The following is a 14,753-nucleotide window of genomic DNA, read 5'->3' as shown; positions in this document are numbered from 1 at the left end:
GTGCAATCGGCGCTACACCGAGTTAAATTGCCCAATATTTGGTCAGGCAGTCGGGCCGAAAAGACTCCTAACCGGTTAACCGCCCCGGCCCCGCTAACGTCGCCAGAGCACGCACATGCCCCGGCAGGTCGCTGCGCGAATGCAAAATATCAATGACGATAACCGCGTCGGGTCGATCCAGAAACACCACGAAATGCTCCCCTGCCCGCGCGAAACGCATATCCTCCACTTCCGGGCACAAAAGCGCGCAGCTTTGGCTGACAGCCTCGCCCATGGCGATAGCCTCGCAGCGGTGGATCAGCTCTGCCTCGTAAAGGTCTGCTTGACGTGGCCCGAAGGTATCGAAGGTCCATCTGGCGATGGCGACCAGACTGTCCTCGGCACGGCGCGTCAGGCGAAACGACCGGCTCACGCCTTGGATCGGGCCCGCGCAAAGGCCCGGCGCACGGCGTCCGCACCACTGCCCGCCGCAAGATCACCCGCTTGCGCCTGAGCAAGCCCCTCACGCAATCCCGTCTGGATCTGCATCAAGCCTGCCTCCTCACGCTCCAGCAGCCGCAAACCGGCGCGCAGCGCTTCGCTGGCGTTCTGATAGCGGCCGGCGGCCACAAGAGCCTGAACCAGCTCGTCCTGAGTGTCTGTCAGCACAACGTTTCGCGTCACCATGGGCGGGCCTCCTTGTTGGCAATATATGCCAACGATAGAGTTCCGTCAACAAATGCCGTGAGTGATGGTTCCCCGCGGGGAACCGTGCGCCCTGCCCTACCCGCCATGTGCAGGTCAAGACAGGGGGGCATAAGGTTAGTCCAGCGTGGTCAAAAACGCCTCGATAGCTTCTTGCAGTTTCGCCCGACTAACCGCTGAGAAGTCGCGCGGCAAGCGCAGCTCCACCCGACCGTCCTGCGCGATCACGCGGGCTTCGCCTTCCGGCCGCGCAAGCCGCAAAGAAGTTTTCGCCACGGATCTGGGCGCCGCGTCTCTCTCGGCCTTCACAGGCTCCAGCGCCTTGCGCAGGACTGCGATTTCCGCGGCGGGCGTATGACTGGGCAGCGCCGCCAAAGCATCCGCGACCAAGGGGGCGAGAGACGGATCGGCTTCGAACAATTTGTAAAGCTCGATCCCCAAAGACCGCGGGATCGCTTCGGGGTGACGCATCCCTTCCCCCAGCCCGTCCAGCACACGGGTGAATTGACGAATATAGGTCCGCTTTTGCTTCAGCGCGGAGGCATACAAGACCGTCACCGCATCGCCGGGATCCATGTCTTCGTCCCGCGCATAGGACAGCGCAAGCTGCGCCATCTCGCCAAACGAGATGTCTTTTCGCACAAGATTCTCATCCACCATCTTGCGGTAGAGATCAACCAACGGTTCCCCGCGGGGAACCAGAGCGGCGGGAATCTTGCTGTAGCGCGGGTCGCCTGTCTCCTCGGCCAACTCCTTGAACGCTGCCAGTCGGCGGAAGCCCTGGATCAACTCAAAGCCGTTTTCCGTTTGCTCAACACGGATCGGATTTGAGAGTCCAACCGCCTGTATAGAGTCTTTCAGCTCCTCAAGTTCAGGGTCTACATTTGAAGACCTATCGCGGGTCAGTTTTGTGATCACGACAGCAGAGGTATCGATCAAGTCCGTGATCAGGCCCAGCTTCTTGAGCCGCACATGTTCATGCGCCAGAGCGTCATTCTCTGCCCGAATTGCAGCCTCCGCAGTTGCGCGTTCTGTGGTCGCATCCGCAGCCTCCGTAATCGCACTGGCCATAGGGCCGCGCCGCGATGTGGACTGCGCCGGAGCGGCCTCGTTCTGCAAAGGATGGCCCTGCACATTGAAGGATTTCGTTTCCAATTCAGGGTTCCCCGCGGGGAACCCGACATCTTCCGGCTCGTCGTCCACCTCGAAGTTGATGTCGAACACGCTGCGTTTCTTAACCATCTATCAATCCTCCATCTTGTCCCAGGCGACCGTGAGCGTGTCCCTGAATTCCTCGTAGGCCCGATCAAAGGAGGCCCGCGCACGCCGCCATGTCTCACGCGTCATCTGGCGGTAATCAATCTCATAGACCGACGACAGGAAGCGGCCCGATTGCTCGACCGCACGTGTCATCTCGATCGGGTGCTCGGCCACATGTGACTTAAAGACCTGACCAAAAGCTGACTGCATCGCGCGGTGCAAATCGTTGTTCGGCTCGAACCGCGTCAGCAAGAACCTGAGATCAAGGAAGGCCTTGTCGACCGCGCTGTTACCCGGCACCTGTCCTTTGAAGCGCCCCAAATCCTCCAGCGCTTCGGACAACTGACCGATGAAACTGGTGGTGGAATCATACTCCCAGTAGCCCGGACCGGAGGGGATATAGAGCACGTCGGCCGCAAACACCGCGTTCATGCTTTGGTAGCCAATGGCGGGCGGGCAGTCGAAAATCACAAGGTCATAGGCGTCATCCGGCAGCTGATCGAGATAGCGCGACACCGCCGCGAAGAATGACCATTCGGGATTGAGGTGGCGATACTGCGCAGAGGCAAACTCGACGAACGCCGCGTTGGCACAGGACGGGATCAGGTCGATTGAAGGCCAGCACGTAGGCTTGATGAAATCCGACACACGCAGATCGTTGAGGCCCATGCCAGTGACGGCAGCAGGCAGGGTGCGGTGGGGCAGGGAGGTGCCGCTCTCAGCTCCGGCCGGGGCGTTGTTCATCCGCTCTGTCTCGCGGATCAGATCGCGGGCCATGATGCCCCAAACGGTGAATTCCTCGGCCACATCGGACAGCCCCATGGAGTGGCTCAGTGTGGCTTGCGGGTCGAAGTCGACACACAGCACACGGTAGCCATCAAGGGCCGCAGCATGGGCGAAATGCAGCGCCACGGTGGACTTGCCTGCGCCGCCCTTGAAGTTGGCAATCGCCGCGCGGATGGCGCGCTTGCCGGCAGGGCGCTTGGGCATTAGCGAGCGGCCTTTGACTTTGATCTTGCGGCGCAGCTCGTTGATCTCTTCAAGAGTATACCAGCGCTGCCGACCGTCTTCCTCGACCAGCCCTTCCGGCAGAGAAGGGTCGGCGGCAAGGCGACCGCGCAGGGTGGAGGGGTTCATCTTGAAGATGAGCTCTGCCACCTCCCAACTGGAGAAACGGCGGAGGGTCTTCTCCATCTCGGGGGAGAATGTTTGCTGGCGAATAAAGCCCTGCATCTTGAGCGATTGCGCCTGTAGCTTCGCCAGATCAGCGTGATTGAACATGTGTCGATCCCAATAGTGTGGTTCCCCGCGGGGAACCGTCGGCCCGCCCAGAACGCTTTTTGTCGTTGTTTCCTGATTTACGTCTAATTTGCGTTCTTTGAAAACCCTATTTAATGAAATAGGGACGGAATGGCAAAAACTGTGCTGCCCCAAGCCTCATTGGTGCTCCGGTGATTCTCTGCGTCCCAGCCGACTCGCGCCATTCGATAGGGAGAGCTGCTAAATATTGGGGGACAGTTTGAAGGTCCCCGCTGCATATTGGGGGACAAAACTGTCTCAATAGGGGACACACTGCATGGCCCCCTATACCTAAGATACCATTTTTATCTTTTGATTTTGGTATGAGGACTGCAATCTCGAGAACGAGGGCTTGACAGAATCGGGTTTGAGGACGCAAATCACAGATAGATCGGGAAAGGCGTTGCCAAATATCAATCCCGGCGACCGAACCGTTAAAGGTTCTTAAAGAGCAGGCAGGCATCTATCCGAAACGGTCGATGCGATTTCGAGGGCAATCATGCAATCTCCGAAAGCTGTGGGGCGTCAGGCCGCCGCACGCAAATATGATATTATCACCGCACTGGGCACCTATGCACTGGCGCGGGGCAAGCACGAGCACCGGCTGGTTCTCAGGCTGCTGACGCTGATCACCGCGCGCTATAACTGGCAGCGGAACGAGTTGGCTGTGGGTCAGCGCGAGATTGCGCAGATGTGGTCGGTGGACGAGCGAACGGTCAAGCGCGAGATGGCCAAGCTGCGCGCGATGGGCTGGCTGGTTGTCAGACGTCAGGGCGCGCGGGGCCGTGTCACCGAATATTCCATGAACTTCGATCGCATGATGTCTGACACCAGCGATGACTGGTCCAAGGTCGGGCCGGATTTCAACCTGCGGATGCATGGCGGGCCAGAGCCGGAAAGCGGTCAGATCGTGCCGATGCCTGCGCGCGGCGTGGTACCTGCGCCGGACCTGAAAGACGGGACCGCGTGGGCCTTGGCGCAAGCGGTGCTGCATAGTGAAGACCCTGCGAACTATGGCAGCTGGTTCCATGCGTTGAAATGCACGGATGTCAGCGGCGGGCGGATGACGCTGCTCGCGCCAAGCAGGTTCCACGCGGCCTATGTGCAATCCCATTTCGCCACTAAGCTCTTGCGCGTCTGCCAGAGCGTGGAGGCGGGTGTGTCACAGGTGATTATCACCGAGTAGCGGGGCAGGGGGCGACATTCTGGGCTGCTGCACTGGACAGCCGATGCCAACACTCCTAGCAACGAAGGTGGAAACACCGGCGTCGACGGATTGGGCAGGGACGTGCTGACGGCATGACAGAAATTTTCGAAGGGCTGCGCGCGGCGTTCTGGCTTGTGATTGCGCTGGATCCAGAGCTGATCGACATCGCTTTGCGCTCTTTGCAGGTGACGCTTTCGGCCTTGGTTGTGGCCTGCTGTATCGCCATCCCCTTGGGCACCTACCTCGCGATCACGCGGTTCAGGCAGCGGCGTCTGGTGATTGCCGTGGTCAACGCCATGATGGGGCTGCCGCCTGTTGTTGTCGGGCTGATCGTTTACCTAATGTTGTCACGATCCGGCCCGTTCGGCGTGTTGGGGCTGTTGTTTACCCCCACCGCGATGGTCATTGCGCAGGTCATCATCATCACCCCGCTGATTGCGTCGATCACCCATCAGGCGATGCGGGAGCTTTGGGCCGAATACCACGATCTACTGATCTCGATGAACACCACCAAATGGCAGCGGGTCAAAACGCTGATGTGGGACGGGCGGCGCAACCTTTTGACGGCGGCGCTGGCAGGGTTTGGCCGGGCCATTGGCGAGGTCGGGGCTATCATGATCGTCGGCGGCAATATCGACAATGTCACGCGGGTTCTGACCACCGCGATTGCGCTGGAAACCGGCAAGGGCGACTTCGCGTTGGCCTTGGCTCTGGGCTTTGTGCTGATCGGGCTGGCGCTGTTGGTCAACTTCGCGATCCACTGGCTGTCGCGCACGGAACGGGAGGGTCTGTGGTGAGCAGCTTGTTCCCCCTGCGGCTGCGTGACGCGCAAGTGCGGCGCCGCGGAAAGACGATCCTTGGGCCGGTTGATCTGGAGCTGGACGGACAGGGGCTGACGATCATTGTCGGGCCGAACGGGTCGGGCAAAACCACCCTCCTGCGGGTCATGCACGGGGTGGAGCGGTTGAGCGGCGGCACCGTGGACTGGTCGATGGATGAGGACCGCGCACGGGAGCGGCAGGCTTATGTGTTCCAATCGCCGATCATGCTGCGCCGGTCGGTGGCGGACAATCTGCACTACCCTTTGCGGCTGTCTGGCGTGTCGCGCCGCGAGGCTGAGCCACGGGTGGCCGACTGGATCAAGCGCATCGGTCTGGACGGCCATGCGCAGGCGCCAGCGACGCGTCTGTCGGGGGGGGAGCGGCAGAAACTGGCCCTTGCACGGGCACTGATCCGGCAGCCGGAGGTGCTGTTTCTTGATGAGCCTTGCGCCAATCTGGATGGTCGTGCGACCCGCGAGTTCGAGACCCTTTTGCTGGCCACCCGCGACAGTGGCACGCGCATTGTAATGGCCACCCATGATTTGGGGCAGGCGAAGCGACTTGCATCCGATGCGCTGTTCATTTTGAGTGGGCGCATACACGACTCGGCCGCTGCACCGGCCTTTTTTGATGCCCCCAAAACCCCGGAACTCGCTTCCTTCCTGCGCGGAGATATTGTCGAATGATCAAGACTTTAACAGCTATTGTCGCCCTTTCTGCCTCTACAACCCTTGTTGCGGCAGAGGATATGAAACTTGCAGTGACAACGTCGTTCGAGAACTCTGGCTTGGCAGACGTTTTGCTGCCGCAGATCAAGGCGGATCTGGACCTTGATGTGCAACTTCTGGTTGTGGGCACGGGGCAAGCGATCCGGCTGGGCGAGGCAGGCGATGTGGACGCGATCCTGGTCCATTCGCGCAAAGCCGAAGAGGCGTTTCTGGCGGCAGGATATGGCACCCACCGCCGCGAGATCATGTATAACGACTTTGTGGTCATTGGCCCCAAGGCGGACCCTGCGGGCATCGCGGATGATGGCTCCGTCGTGGAAGCGATGCGGGACATTGCAGACGCCAAGCCCGCTTTTGTCAGCCGTGGCGACGACAGCGGCACCCACAAGGCAGAGCTTGCCGTCTGGAAGTCCGCCGGACTGGACGCGGCGACGTTCGGGGATTGGTACAACGCGGTCGGCGCTGGCATGGGGGCCGCGCTGAACACCGCGGCGGGCATGGACGGCTATATTCTGTCGGACCGTGCAAGCTGGCTGAAGTTCGGCAACAAGGCCGGGTTGGCGTTGCTCTATTCCGGCGATCCGGCGCTGTTCAACCAATATGCCTTCCTGCCGGTCAATCCGGCCAAACACCCGCATGTCAAAAACGACCTCGCGATGAAGCTGGAAGACTGGCTGGTCAGCGACACGGCGAAGGCGCTGATTGACGGCTACACCATCGGCGGCGAGACGTTGTTCGTGTTCAACGCGAAGGCCGAATAGGGGTCGTTTGCGGAACTGGGCGAAATGACACGCTAAACAAGATTTTCGGATAGCAGCCGTTCACACATATCGCAGCGAATGGCAGGTCGGAGCCCAAAGCTACCAAGTTTCCGCCTTGCAGCGAATGTCATTTTCAAAAGCTGGAGCCTACGCGCGTTGACGAAGATTGGCGTCAGAGCGGTTGTTGGACGGTGATAGCTACCGTGCCGCTTTCGCCAACATTTATATGGCGATATGGCGCACTCAACAATCTCGAAAATTGCTTGAGCTCAGAATCCGCGATTCCGCTGAGGCGCAATAAGTGCTGTTTGGAGGATGCCACAAAGTAGTGATAAGGTGCATCTAAAGAATTTTCTTTGCCAAGGAGTTCGCGATGCGTTGGATGAGTTTTGCACTTGGACTTGGAACAGCAACCCTCTCGGGCTTCGCGCCCCACCAAGCCGTTGCTCAGGATGTTTCAGTTACCCCAGTATTTCAGACTTCACCCCATTTGGAACGCCGGTTCGGCGCCCAAGAGATCGGCTCAATATCCTCGTTATCTTCGATTTACAAAGGCAGAGAAAATGGCTCGGTCGACTTCTTAAGTTTGGGCGATCAGATTTCCGACAGTCTTGTAATGCCTACGGAGTCCTTTCGACCGACTCCAATCAAGATAGGCCCACCTCTAATTCAGACGAAGGGAATAGTGCTTGGCGATGAAGCACTTTTCATCTCAGACACAGGGAAAGACTCAAACCACAACGAACCTGCTACAATTTGGAAATTGCTTCCTGATTCTGGTGATCTTTCGATATTCTACCGTGGCCCTCTGCTCGAAAATTCGAAGTGGTTATTCTACAAGAGATATGATGATGGTCGGCGAGATGAACTCATAGTCGCGGACTACGGCGAGGAACCGGTTCCTCGCAGCCCTGGTACGGGAGTTGGGGCTAAAGTATTCGCCATCGAAGTCAATGAGGACGGGACACCAGGCGCGACCCGCGTCTTACATGAGGGCGCTCCTTTCAGAAGCCCAGAGGGTGTCACAGTAATTGGCAATACCGTCATTGTTTCGGATTGGGCAGCAGGCGAACCCTATGCCCGCCCTGAGGCTCCGGAAGAAGAATTTCTCTCAGGAGCATTATTTGCGCTGCCAATAGAAGGAGGAGAGCCAGAAAGACTGTTCCCAGATCATAGGTTTATTACTCTTATAGGTGCGTGCATATTTCCCTTGAACGACAGGTTCTATCTTCGCTTGATCGACATCGATGGTGGTAGATGGGATAACTCGGACCTTGGATACCTGCCACAATCTGGGCTTCCCGGTTTTTTCTTGACGGAAATACTGTCGGAAGAACCTCTTTCTCTTGGTCCATTGGAGAAGGTTCATTATCGAGAGGATTCCTTAGTTTCTCTGAAATTTGACGGCATCAACCCCGCAACGTCAATTGTAATTAGATCAGGAGACGGAGCCACATTTTCAAACGGCAAAAATGAGTTTGTTGCTACCGCTGGCGATCTCGACCAGTTTGGCACATTGTCATTTTCTATCGAAAGTGATGTCGATAACCCCAACTTTGAGCTGAGTGTCACGACCATCAATGATGTCGGTAAAGTAACGAGTCAGAATGTAGAGAGGTTTCTAAAGGACTTGAACGCAAGTGCGGTCGCTCGCGACAACAAGCATGCAGGCGCGCGGACGCCAATCAATCGGTACGAGCCATTCGTGTTCGCTTCCGCAGATGGCACTACTCAAAGCATTTCACTATTTGATCCGGTTGGTGGCGTACCAGGGGTACTTTGGCGCGGCGCACCTCTTCGCAGTCCGATGGGTACACAATTCTCGTGGAACGGGGATTACCTTTTTCTGACAGATCAAAATGCAGGTCCGGATCGTACTGGGGCTGTTTTTCGGATCCCGGTTCCGACGATTAGCGAACGACTAAAGATGTTCCCTGACGCAGTGAGATTGCAGTGACCGGCGGAACAGGGATTCTAATGTACGTGTCCGATGTTGACGCGTCCGTTCGGTTTTACGAGTCACTTGGCCTTGCACGCCTCAAAGTGAGGCCCACCGCTGGTTTTGCAATTCTTCAATCGGACGGCATGCAAATGTACTTGCATCGCGCCCCAGACAAGTTTTCAGGCAACTTAAACGGCTTAGAGAAAGAGAAGTTTCGGGGGAGAGGCATAATAATCCATTTCTCTGTTGCAAATGTTGATGAGTGGGCAAAGAAGTTCTCGACCGAGGGCCATGAGGTTTCACTAGGACCAGTCGATCAATCGCACGGCCATCGTGAGTTGTATTTTTATGATCCAGACGGATACAACGTCGTTGTATTTTCGGGGATCGCAAACTCAAAAAAATGAGCCCTACTCGCCGTTGTGCGCCCGAAAGCGGGCGTTGAAGATAACAACGCGAAGGGCAGCTTCGTCCGCGATGTGTGAGTTCGCATAGCGGGCAACGAATGTCTGCTCACCAACTCATTTCCCATTCAAACAGGTGGCTGGTTGAGACATTTTCCGGTCCATACAAATCAATGACATAGACGGCCCAAACTCAGGAGGGTTCAATTGGGCCGGATTGACAAGTTGCTTGGAGTGTCATTTCGCCCGCTCCTGCAAACGACCCCGCCCCGCAAACGACCCCGAATAGCGCTAATGCTGGTGCGGTTCGTCATCCAGAGATCCGTGGATAGCGAACTGCTCTAGCCCTGCGTCCTGCGCCTCGATCACGCGGTAGCTTTCGCGCACACCGGCATCAGTCAATTCGCGTGCCACGGTGAGCAGCGTGTTGGCCGCGTGTTCCTCGCAAAGGGACGCCATGTGGTCGACCTCTTCGGTGGCGACGGGGCGGGCGGCGTCCAGCGATGGCGCGCCGTAAATGTCGACGAAATGCTGCGCCAGAAGGTCGACCAACCAGTCGCGTTCCGACGGCTCGATCTGGGTGACGGCGACGAAGCTGACCCGCCCGAATGTCTCGCACCCCATCCACCCGTTTGAGAAGGCCTGACGGGCCTTGCCGACCAGATCACCTTCGGACCAGTTGGAGAACTCGAACCCGCCAGAGACGCACCATTCGCCGGTGCGCGCGGGGCTGTGGAACACGCGGGTGTCGCTTTCGTCGAAATGGATCGCACGGGCGAGTTTCATGGCAAGTCCTCCAGCAATTCGGTGAGCGGGATCAGCCGCGTCGTGTCGCCTTGGCGCAGCAGCAAACCAAAATGTTCATCGACGCCAAGGAAATGCCCTGCATGGCCCAGAACGTCAATGTCAGTGCCTTTTCCGTGGGCCAGACCGCCCCATTCGCGGTGCAGACTGGCCAGCCCGCTATCGGACCACGCGTTCAGGCCGACAAGGGTGTGGCGCACCCAGGCTTCCAGCAATTCCACCGCGTCGACCTCGGCGCAGCCTTCGGCGTAAAGCGCGGTTTGGTCGGGGGTCAACCCACCCTCTTCACTGGCGGGCCAAAGCCACAGATCAAGCCCGACGACCAGCCAGTCCGGCTCTGCCATCGGGTCCTTGGGGGAGGCCGCGACGCGCAATGCCCCGCAGCGCCCGCCGTTGACGTAGATCGGGCCATCCCAGCCCAGATGCACCGCGACTTCGGGCGGTCCAAGCGCGCCCAAAGCGTTCTGGAACCCCACGCCGCAGACGGGCAGGGCGGCCAGTGCGTCATGCAACGCGGTTTCCGGCGCGAAGACGATGGCCGCGCGCAACCGGTCAGGCGCGAGATCATAAAACACCAGCCCCGCGTCGCATCCCTCCGCTGCCCGCCCGCAGGCCAGCGCGAACGGATCGCCCTTAGCGGCTTCGCCAGAGAACAGCGGCGGGAATTGTGGCTGGGTCATGCGTGCCCGTCAGCGATCAGGCGTTGCGCCACGGCGCGGAAGCCCGCGGCCTGCGCACTGTCGGGCTTGGAGACCACAATGGGGGCGCCGCCATCAGCGGCAAGCCGGATGTCCAGATGCAACGGGATTTCTGCCAGCAGGGGAACGCCCAGCTTCTCTGCCTCCTTGGCGACGCCGCCATGGCCGAAGACGTGTTCCTCGTGGCCGCATTCAGAGCAGATATGGGTCGACATATTCTCGATCATCCCAAGGATCGGCGTCTTGAGCTGGTTGAACATGTCGATGCCTTTTCGGGCGTCCAGCAAGGCCACATCCTGCGGCGTGCTGACGATGATCGCGCCATCCACATGGGCCTTTTGCGCCAGCGTCATTTGAACGTCACCGGTGCCCGGCGGAAGGTCAACGATCAGCACATCCAGCGCGCCCCATTGGACCTGCGTCATCATCTGCTGCAAGGCACCCATCAGCATGGGTCCACGCCAGACGACGGCTTGGTCGTCATTGGTCATCAGCCCGATCGACATCATAGTGACGCCGAAATTGCGCATGGGAAGAATGGTTTTACCATCGGGGGAGGCGGGCCGCCCCGACACGCCCAACATGCGCGGCTGCGACGGGCCGTAGACATCGGCGTCCAGCAGGCCTACGCGCCGCCCCTCCGCCGCAAGCGCGCAGGCGAGGTTGGAGGCCACGGTAGATTTTCCGACGCCGCCCTTGCCGGAGGCGACGGCCAGAATGCGATCCACACCGGGAATTTTCTGCGGGCCGGAGGGGGCTGCGCGTTTCGGATTCAGATCGGGCGGGGCAGATGGGGTGCTGTGCGCGGTCATCACCACCGACACGGCGCTGACACCTGCCAAGCCTTTCACTGCGTCTTCGGCCTGCTGGCGCACCTCGCTGTAAGCGGCGGCGTGGCTGGGGCTGACCTCCAGCACGAAACGGACGGCGTTGTTGTCGCTGACGGTAAGCGCCTTGACCAAACCAGCCTCGACCAGCGACGCGCCGCTGACGGGATCGTTCAGTGTCTTGAGCAGCCCCAAGACGTCTTCGCGGGTAACGGCCACGTCAGGACTGCCCTTCGATCTTGCCGGTGACGACATGTTCCAGATCAACGCCGTCGATCGTCAACACCATTTTGGCTTCGAAGGTTTTGCCGGCGGTGTCGCCTGCGTCGCGCATGGCTTGCTCGATTGCCTGTTGCGAGGTGACGCCCACCTGCTTGAGGAATTTGCGCATCGACATATTGAAATCTTCGCTCATGGTCTGTTTTCCCTTATGGTTGATCTATCAGGCGGCAATGGCCAACGGAGGGCGCGGATGCGACTGATTTTTGTGATACTGGTTTTGATGATGCCCGCCGCCGTTTCGGCGCAGGATAGCGGCTTTCGCCTCGCCGTGCCCGCCGCGTTGGAGCAAAGCGGATTTATGCAGCATATCCTGCCGCGATTTTCGCTCAAGCACGGTGTTCGCGTCGCCCGCGTGGCGGAAACTGATCCCGCTGATGCGACCTTGGGGGCGGATGGTGTGCCGGTCTTTGCAGGGCTGGGACAGGTCTGGGCCTTGCAGCATGACGGACATGCGGGCGCGGCGAAGTTCGAGGGCTGGCTGCGCTCCGACGTGGGGCGCAACACCATTGCGGCCTTCCAGCGGGACGGGGCCGCGCTGTTTACCAGCGATGTTGCCCCTGTTGTGGCAAAGGTCGAGATCACGTTCGACGGCGACCCCGTGCAGGGCGAAAAGTTGAGCTTTGCCCATTGCGGGCGCTGCCACGTAATCAACGAGACCAACCGGATGAAAGGCATGGGGGCCACGCCATCCTTCGGGATGCTGCGCACTTTGGACAATTGGGAGGAGCGGTTTTCCAGCTTCTACGTTCTGAACCCGCATCCCAGCTTTACTCAGGTCGCGGAGATCACCCCCGCGTTCGACCCCAGCCGCCCGTCGCCCATCGTGCCGCTGGAGATCACGCAAGGCGACCTTGAGGCCATTTTGGCCTTCGTCGCGACGCTGCCGCCTGCCGATCTGGGTGCCCCGATCCAAAGTCAGTGATCCCGCCGCTTGCTGAGATAGTCGTCGGTGGTGCGCGGTTTCGGGCGCTCGCCGCCTGCGAAGGGGTTGTTCTCTGAATGATATTGCGCGTTGATCCGGCAATTGTCGCACATCTGGATCATCCGCGCGGCCTGCGAATTTTTGAACATGGCGTGCTTGCCCGCGAGCTTCTCGGTGATCTTCTCAACCGTGGATTTCACCCCGAACAGTTCGCCGCATTCGATGCAGGCAAAAGGCTCTTCCTCGTGCAGGACGGTTTGGGTGAAGGCGGCGTCGGTCAGGTCCATCTGCGGGGTCAGCGTGATCGCGTTTTCGGGGCAGATGTTGCTGCACAATCCGCATTGCAGGCAGGCATCTTCCTGAAAACGCAGCTGCGGCATGTCGGGATTGTCGCCGAGTGCGCCGGACGGGCATAGCGACACGCAAGACAGGCACAGGGTGCAGGCGTCGGTATCGACCACGACCGCGCCATAGGGTGCGCCAGCGGGAAGGGCCACGGTTTCGGCCTCGGGCTGCAAGGTCTTTGCGGCAAGGCGTGCCACCTGCCGCCGCGTGCCCATGGGCAGGGCAGGGGTGGTCACAGGCTTCGCGGCGGCTTCGGCATAGAGCGTGTCGGACAACTGGTCAGGATCAGTGGCGTCAATGAGAGTCACCGCCGTGTCGCGGCCGGCCAACGCAAGTGCCAGCGCGGCCTCGCTGTCGGGGGCCTCGCGTTCGGTCTTCGGGCTGATCAGCATGGTGACGGAGGCAAATCCGGCAGCAAGGGCGGCCAGCATCTCGGCGTGACCAAAGGCGGCCAATGCGCTGACCTCCAGCGGGATCACATCGGCAGGCAAGCCGCGCCCGAAACGGGCGGCAAGGCGGATCATCTCGGCGCCGTGATCTTCGTCATGGACCAACAGGCGTGGGGCGGTGCCCCCTGCTTTGCGGAAGGTCGTGGCCAAGGTGTTGATCCGGCGGAAGGTGTCATCGGTTGTGGGCGCATCATAGGCAATCGCGCCCGACGGGCAGACCGCCGCACAGGCACCGCATCCGGCGCAGATCATCGGATCGATGGTGACGTGATCTCCGGCCGAGGTGATGGCCCCCGTCGGACACAGGTTCAGACAGCGCGAACATGCGGGTTGCTCGGCGCGGGAATGGGCGCAGAGGCTTGGCTCCGTCCGCACGTAAAGCGGCTTTTCGAAGGTGCCGACCATTTGCGATGCGGCCAGCACCGCCTTTGCCACCGCAGGTTGGCTGCCAGGATCGGCGCGCAGGTAGCCGTCGCGTTTGTCATCTGCGGAAAACAGTGGGCCTTCGCCGCGCAGATCTAGGATGACGTCACATTGCGACTGCGCATTGTCGCGCGGTGGCGTCAGTTGCACCGCGCCGCGCCCGCCCGGGATGACTTGTTGCAGCGCATCAATGCGAATGTCGAAATGCCCAAGCGTGCCGCTGGCGCTGCGCAGCGAACCGGTGACCGTGTCAAAGCCTGCGGCGGTTTCGATCTCTGCGCCCGATGGCATCAAAATGGTGATCGCCAGAATGTCGGCCAGTTGTTGCGCCACTGTGAACGCGACATCGGACGCGCCAAGAATCAGGCATGTGCCTTCGGAGACGACATCGACGCTTTTGGGCATAGGGCGGGGCAGGGCGGCTTCTGCCACCAGGGCGGCCATCTTAGGGGCGGCGCTTGCGGCCTCGTCGGACCAGCCAGCGCGGTCCCGAATGTCGACGAATGCCGGCTCCGGCGCGCCGAGTTCCTCTGCCAAGGCGGCGAAGCGCGGGGCTTCCTGTTGGCAGGCGATCATCACCTCGCCCGCTTCAATTGCGGCGGCGGCGTCGTTTTGCTGCGCAGCGCACAAGCTGGTAAAGGGGCGTGAACAGGGCAGCCCCGTCGCCTCGGACAGGGCCTTGCCGTCAATCGGCTGGCTCCCCAAGCAGTCGCAAATCATCAAAGTTTTGGCCATCTGGCTCCCGCTTTCTGCGCGTCGGCATGTGCCGTCGTGCGCCTCCCGCAGGACAGCTATCCAAGATTTGCGCGGAAGGTAAAGGAGCTTTCCCATAAGCGCGGCGAAGTTTGTCGGGATTTTTTGGGTGCTCGGCGCATGTTAACACATAGCAAAAGGTCA

At 59.9% G+C, this 14,753-nt stretch carries 16 protein-coding genes; 7 read left to right on the top strand and 9 right to left on the bottom strand.

Features of this window, described 5'->3' with window-relative positions; genetic code table 11:
- Positions 1–67 precede the first annotated feature (67 nt).
- The 4 genes from BM352_RS18165 to BM352_RS18150 form a co-directional block, all read right to left on the bottom strand.
- Positions 68–412 carry a type II toxin-antitoxin system RelE/ParE family toxin gene (locus BM352_RS18165; RefSeq protein ID WP_090220513.1) on the bottom strand — a complete coding sequence of 115 codons (345 nt, stop codon included), beginning with the start codon at positions 410–412 and terminating at the stop codon, positions 68–70.
- A complete protein-coding gene (locus tag BM352_RS18160) occupies positions 409–666 on the bottom strand; it encodes a type II toxin-antitoxin system ParD family antitoxin (protein ID WP_090220510.1) in 258 nt (85 codons plus the stop codon). Before BM352_RS18160 ends, BM352_RS18165 begins: the two co-directional genes overlap by 4 nt.
- A 135-nt stretch (positions 667–801) precedes the next feature.
- The gene (locus tag BM352_RS18155) at positions 802–1,926 is read right to left on the bottom strand and encodes a ParB/RepB/Spo0J family partition protein (protein ID WP_090220507.1); all 1,125 of its coding nucleotides are present in this window, start codon (positions 1,924–1,926) and stop codon (positions 802–804) included.
- Between the two features lie 3 nt (positions 1,927–1,929).
- Positions 1,930–3,225, bottom strand: a complete 1,296-nt coding sequence (locus BM352_RS18150; protein WP_090220505.1) for an AAA family ATPase — start codon at positions 3,223–3,225, stop codon at positions 1,930–1,932.
- Positions 3,226–3,742: 517 nt separating this feature from the next.
- On the opposite strand from BM352_RS18150, the gene BM352_RS18145 reads away from it, so the two are divergent.
- The 6 genes from BM352_RS18145 to BM352_RS18120 all read left to right on the top strand — a co-directional run bounded on the left by BM352_RS18145 (position 3,743) and on the right by BM352_RS18120 (position 9,109).
- Positions 3,743–4,429 carry a DnaA N-terminal domain-containing protein gene (locus BM352_RS18145; protein ID WP_090220502.1) on the top strand — a complete coding sequence of 229 codons (687 nt, stop codon included), beginning with the start codon at positions 3,743–3,745 and terminating at the stop codon, positions 4,427–4,429.
- 113 nt (positions 4,430–4,542) lie between these two features.
- Positions 4,543–5,247, top strand: coding sequence for an ABC transporter permease (locus BM352_RS18140; protein ID WP_090220499.1), 705 nt, complete (start codon positions 4,543–4,545; stop codon positions 5,245–5,247).
- Positions 5,241–5,957 (top strand): ATP-binding cassette domain-containing protein, encoded by a 717-nt coding sequence (locus BM352_RS18135; protein ID WP_090220496.1) that lies wholly within the window; start codon positions 5,241–5,243, stop codon positions 5,955–5,957. The genes BM352_RS18140 and BM352_RS18135 overlap by 7 nt, the downstream gene beginning before the upstream one ends.
- On the top strand, positions 5,954–6,760 hold the full coding sequence (locus tag BM352_RS18130; RefSeq protein WP_090220494.1) for an ABC transporter substrate-binding protein: 807 nt from the start codon (positions 5,954–5,956) through the stop codon (positions 6,758–6,760). The genes BM352_RS18135 and BM352_RS18130 overlap by 4 nt, the downstream gene beginning before the upstream one ends.
- A 373-nt stretch (positions 6,761–7,133) precedes the next feature.
- Entirely contained in the window at positions 7,134–8,717 is a 1,584-nt protein-coding gene (locus BM352_RS18125; RefSeq protein WP_090220492.1) for a hypothetical protein, read from the top strand.
- A gap of 26 nt (positions 8,718–8,743) precedes the next feature.
- A complete protein-coding gene (locus tag BM352_RS18120; RefSeq protein ID WP_175500736.1) occupies positions 8,744–9,109 on the top strand; it encodes a VOC family protein in 366 nt (121 codons plus the stop codon).
- Between the two features lie 288 nt (positions 9,110–9,397).
- Here BM352_RS18120 and BM352_RS18115 read toward each other — a convergent pair whose 3' ends face one another.
- From BM352_RS18115 to BM352_RS18100, 4 genes are read right to left on the bottom strand one after another with little or no spacing between them, the layout of a single operon-like run.
- Entirely contained in the window at positions 9,398–9,892 is a 495-nt protein-coding gene (locus BM352_RS18115) for a DUF6505 family protein (RefSeq protein ID WP_090220489.1), read from the bottom strand.
- Entirely contained in the window at positions 9,889–10,590 is a 702-nt protein-coding gene (locus BM352_RS18110) for a biotin/lipoate--protein ligase family protein (protein WP_090220487.1), read from the bottom strand. Before BM352_RS18110 ends, BM352_RS18115 begins: the two co-directional genes overlap by 4 nt.
- The gene (locus tag BM352_RS18105) at positions 10,587–11,690 is read right to left on the bottom strand and encodes an Mrp/NBP35 family ATP-binding protein (protein WP_425434564.1); all 1,104 of its coding nucleotides are present in this window, start codon (positions 11,688–11,690) and stop codon (positions 10,587–10,589) included. The genes BM352_RS18110 and BM352_RS18105 overlap by 4 nt, the downstream gene beginning before the upstream one ends.
- Complete coding sequence (locus BM352_RS18100; protein WP_073145989.1) at positions 11,656–11,850, bottom strand: DUF6494 family protein; 195 nt, start codon at positions 11,848–11,850, stop codon at positions 11,656–11,658. The genes BM352_RS18105 and BM352_RS18100 overlap by 35 nt, the downstream gene beginning before the upstream one ends.
- Before the next feature lie 57 nt (positions 11,851–11,907).
- On the opposite strand from BM352_RS18100, the gene BM352_RS18095 reads away from it, so the two are divergent.
- Positions 11,908–12,639, top strand: a complete 732-nt coding sequence (locus BM352_RS18095) for a cytochrome c family protein (RefSeq protein WP_090220483.1) — start codon at positions 11,908–11,910, stop codon at positions 12,637–12,639.
- On the opposite strand, the gene BM352_RS18090 is transcribed toward BM352_RS18095, so the two are convergent.
- Positions 12,633–14,591: a 4Fe-4S binding protein gene (locus tag BM352_RS18090; protein ID WP_090220480.1), complete on the bottom strand. Its 1,959-nt coding sequence runs from the start codon at positions 14,589–14,591 to the stop codon at positions 12,633–12,635. The two genes, BM352_RS18095 and BM352_RS18090, sit on opposite strands and share 7 nt — an antisense overlap.
- Positions 14,592–14,753: the final 162 nt, after the last annotated feature.

Origin of the sequence: Litoreibacter janthinus, from assembly GCF_900111945.1 — a bacterium.
GTDB lineage: Bacteria > Pseudomonadota > Alphaproteobacteria > Rhodobacterales > Rhodobacteraceae > Litoreibacter > Litoreibacter janthinus.
The sequence above is the reverse complement of the archived record's forward strand: the minus strand, read 5'-3'. Positions and strand labels throughout refer to the sequence as shown.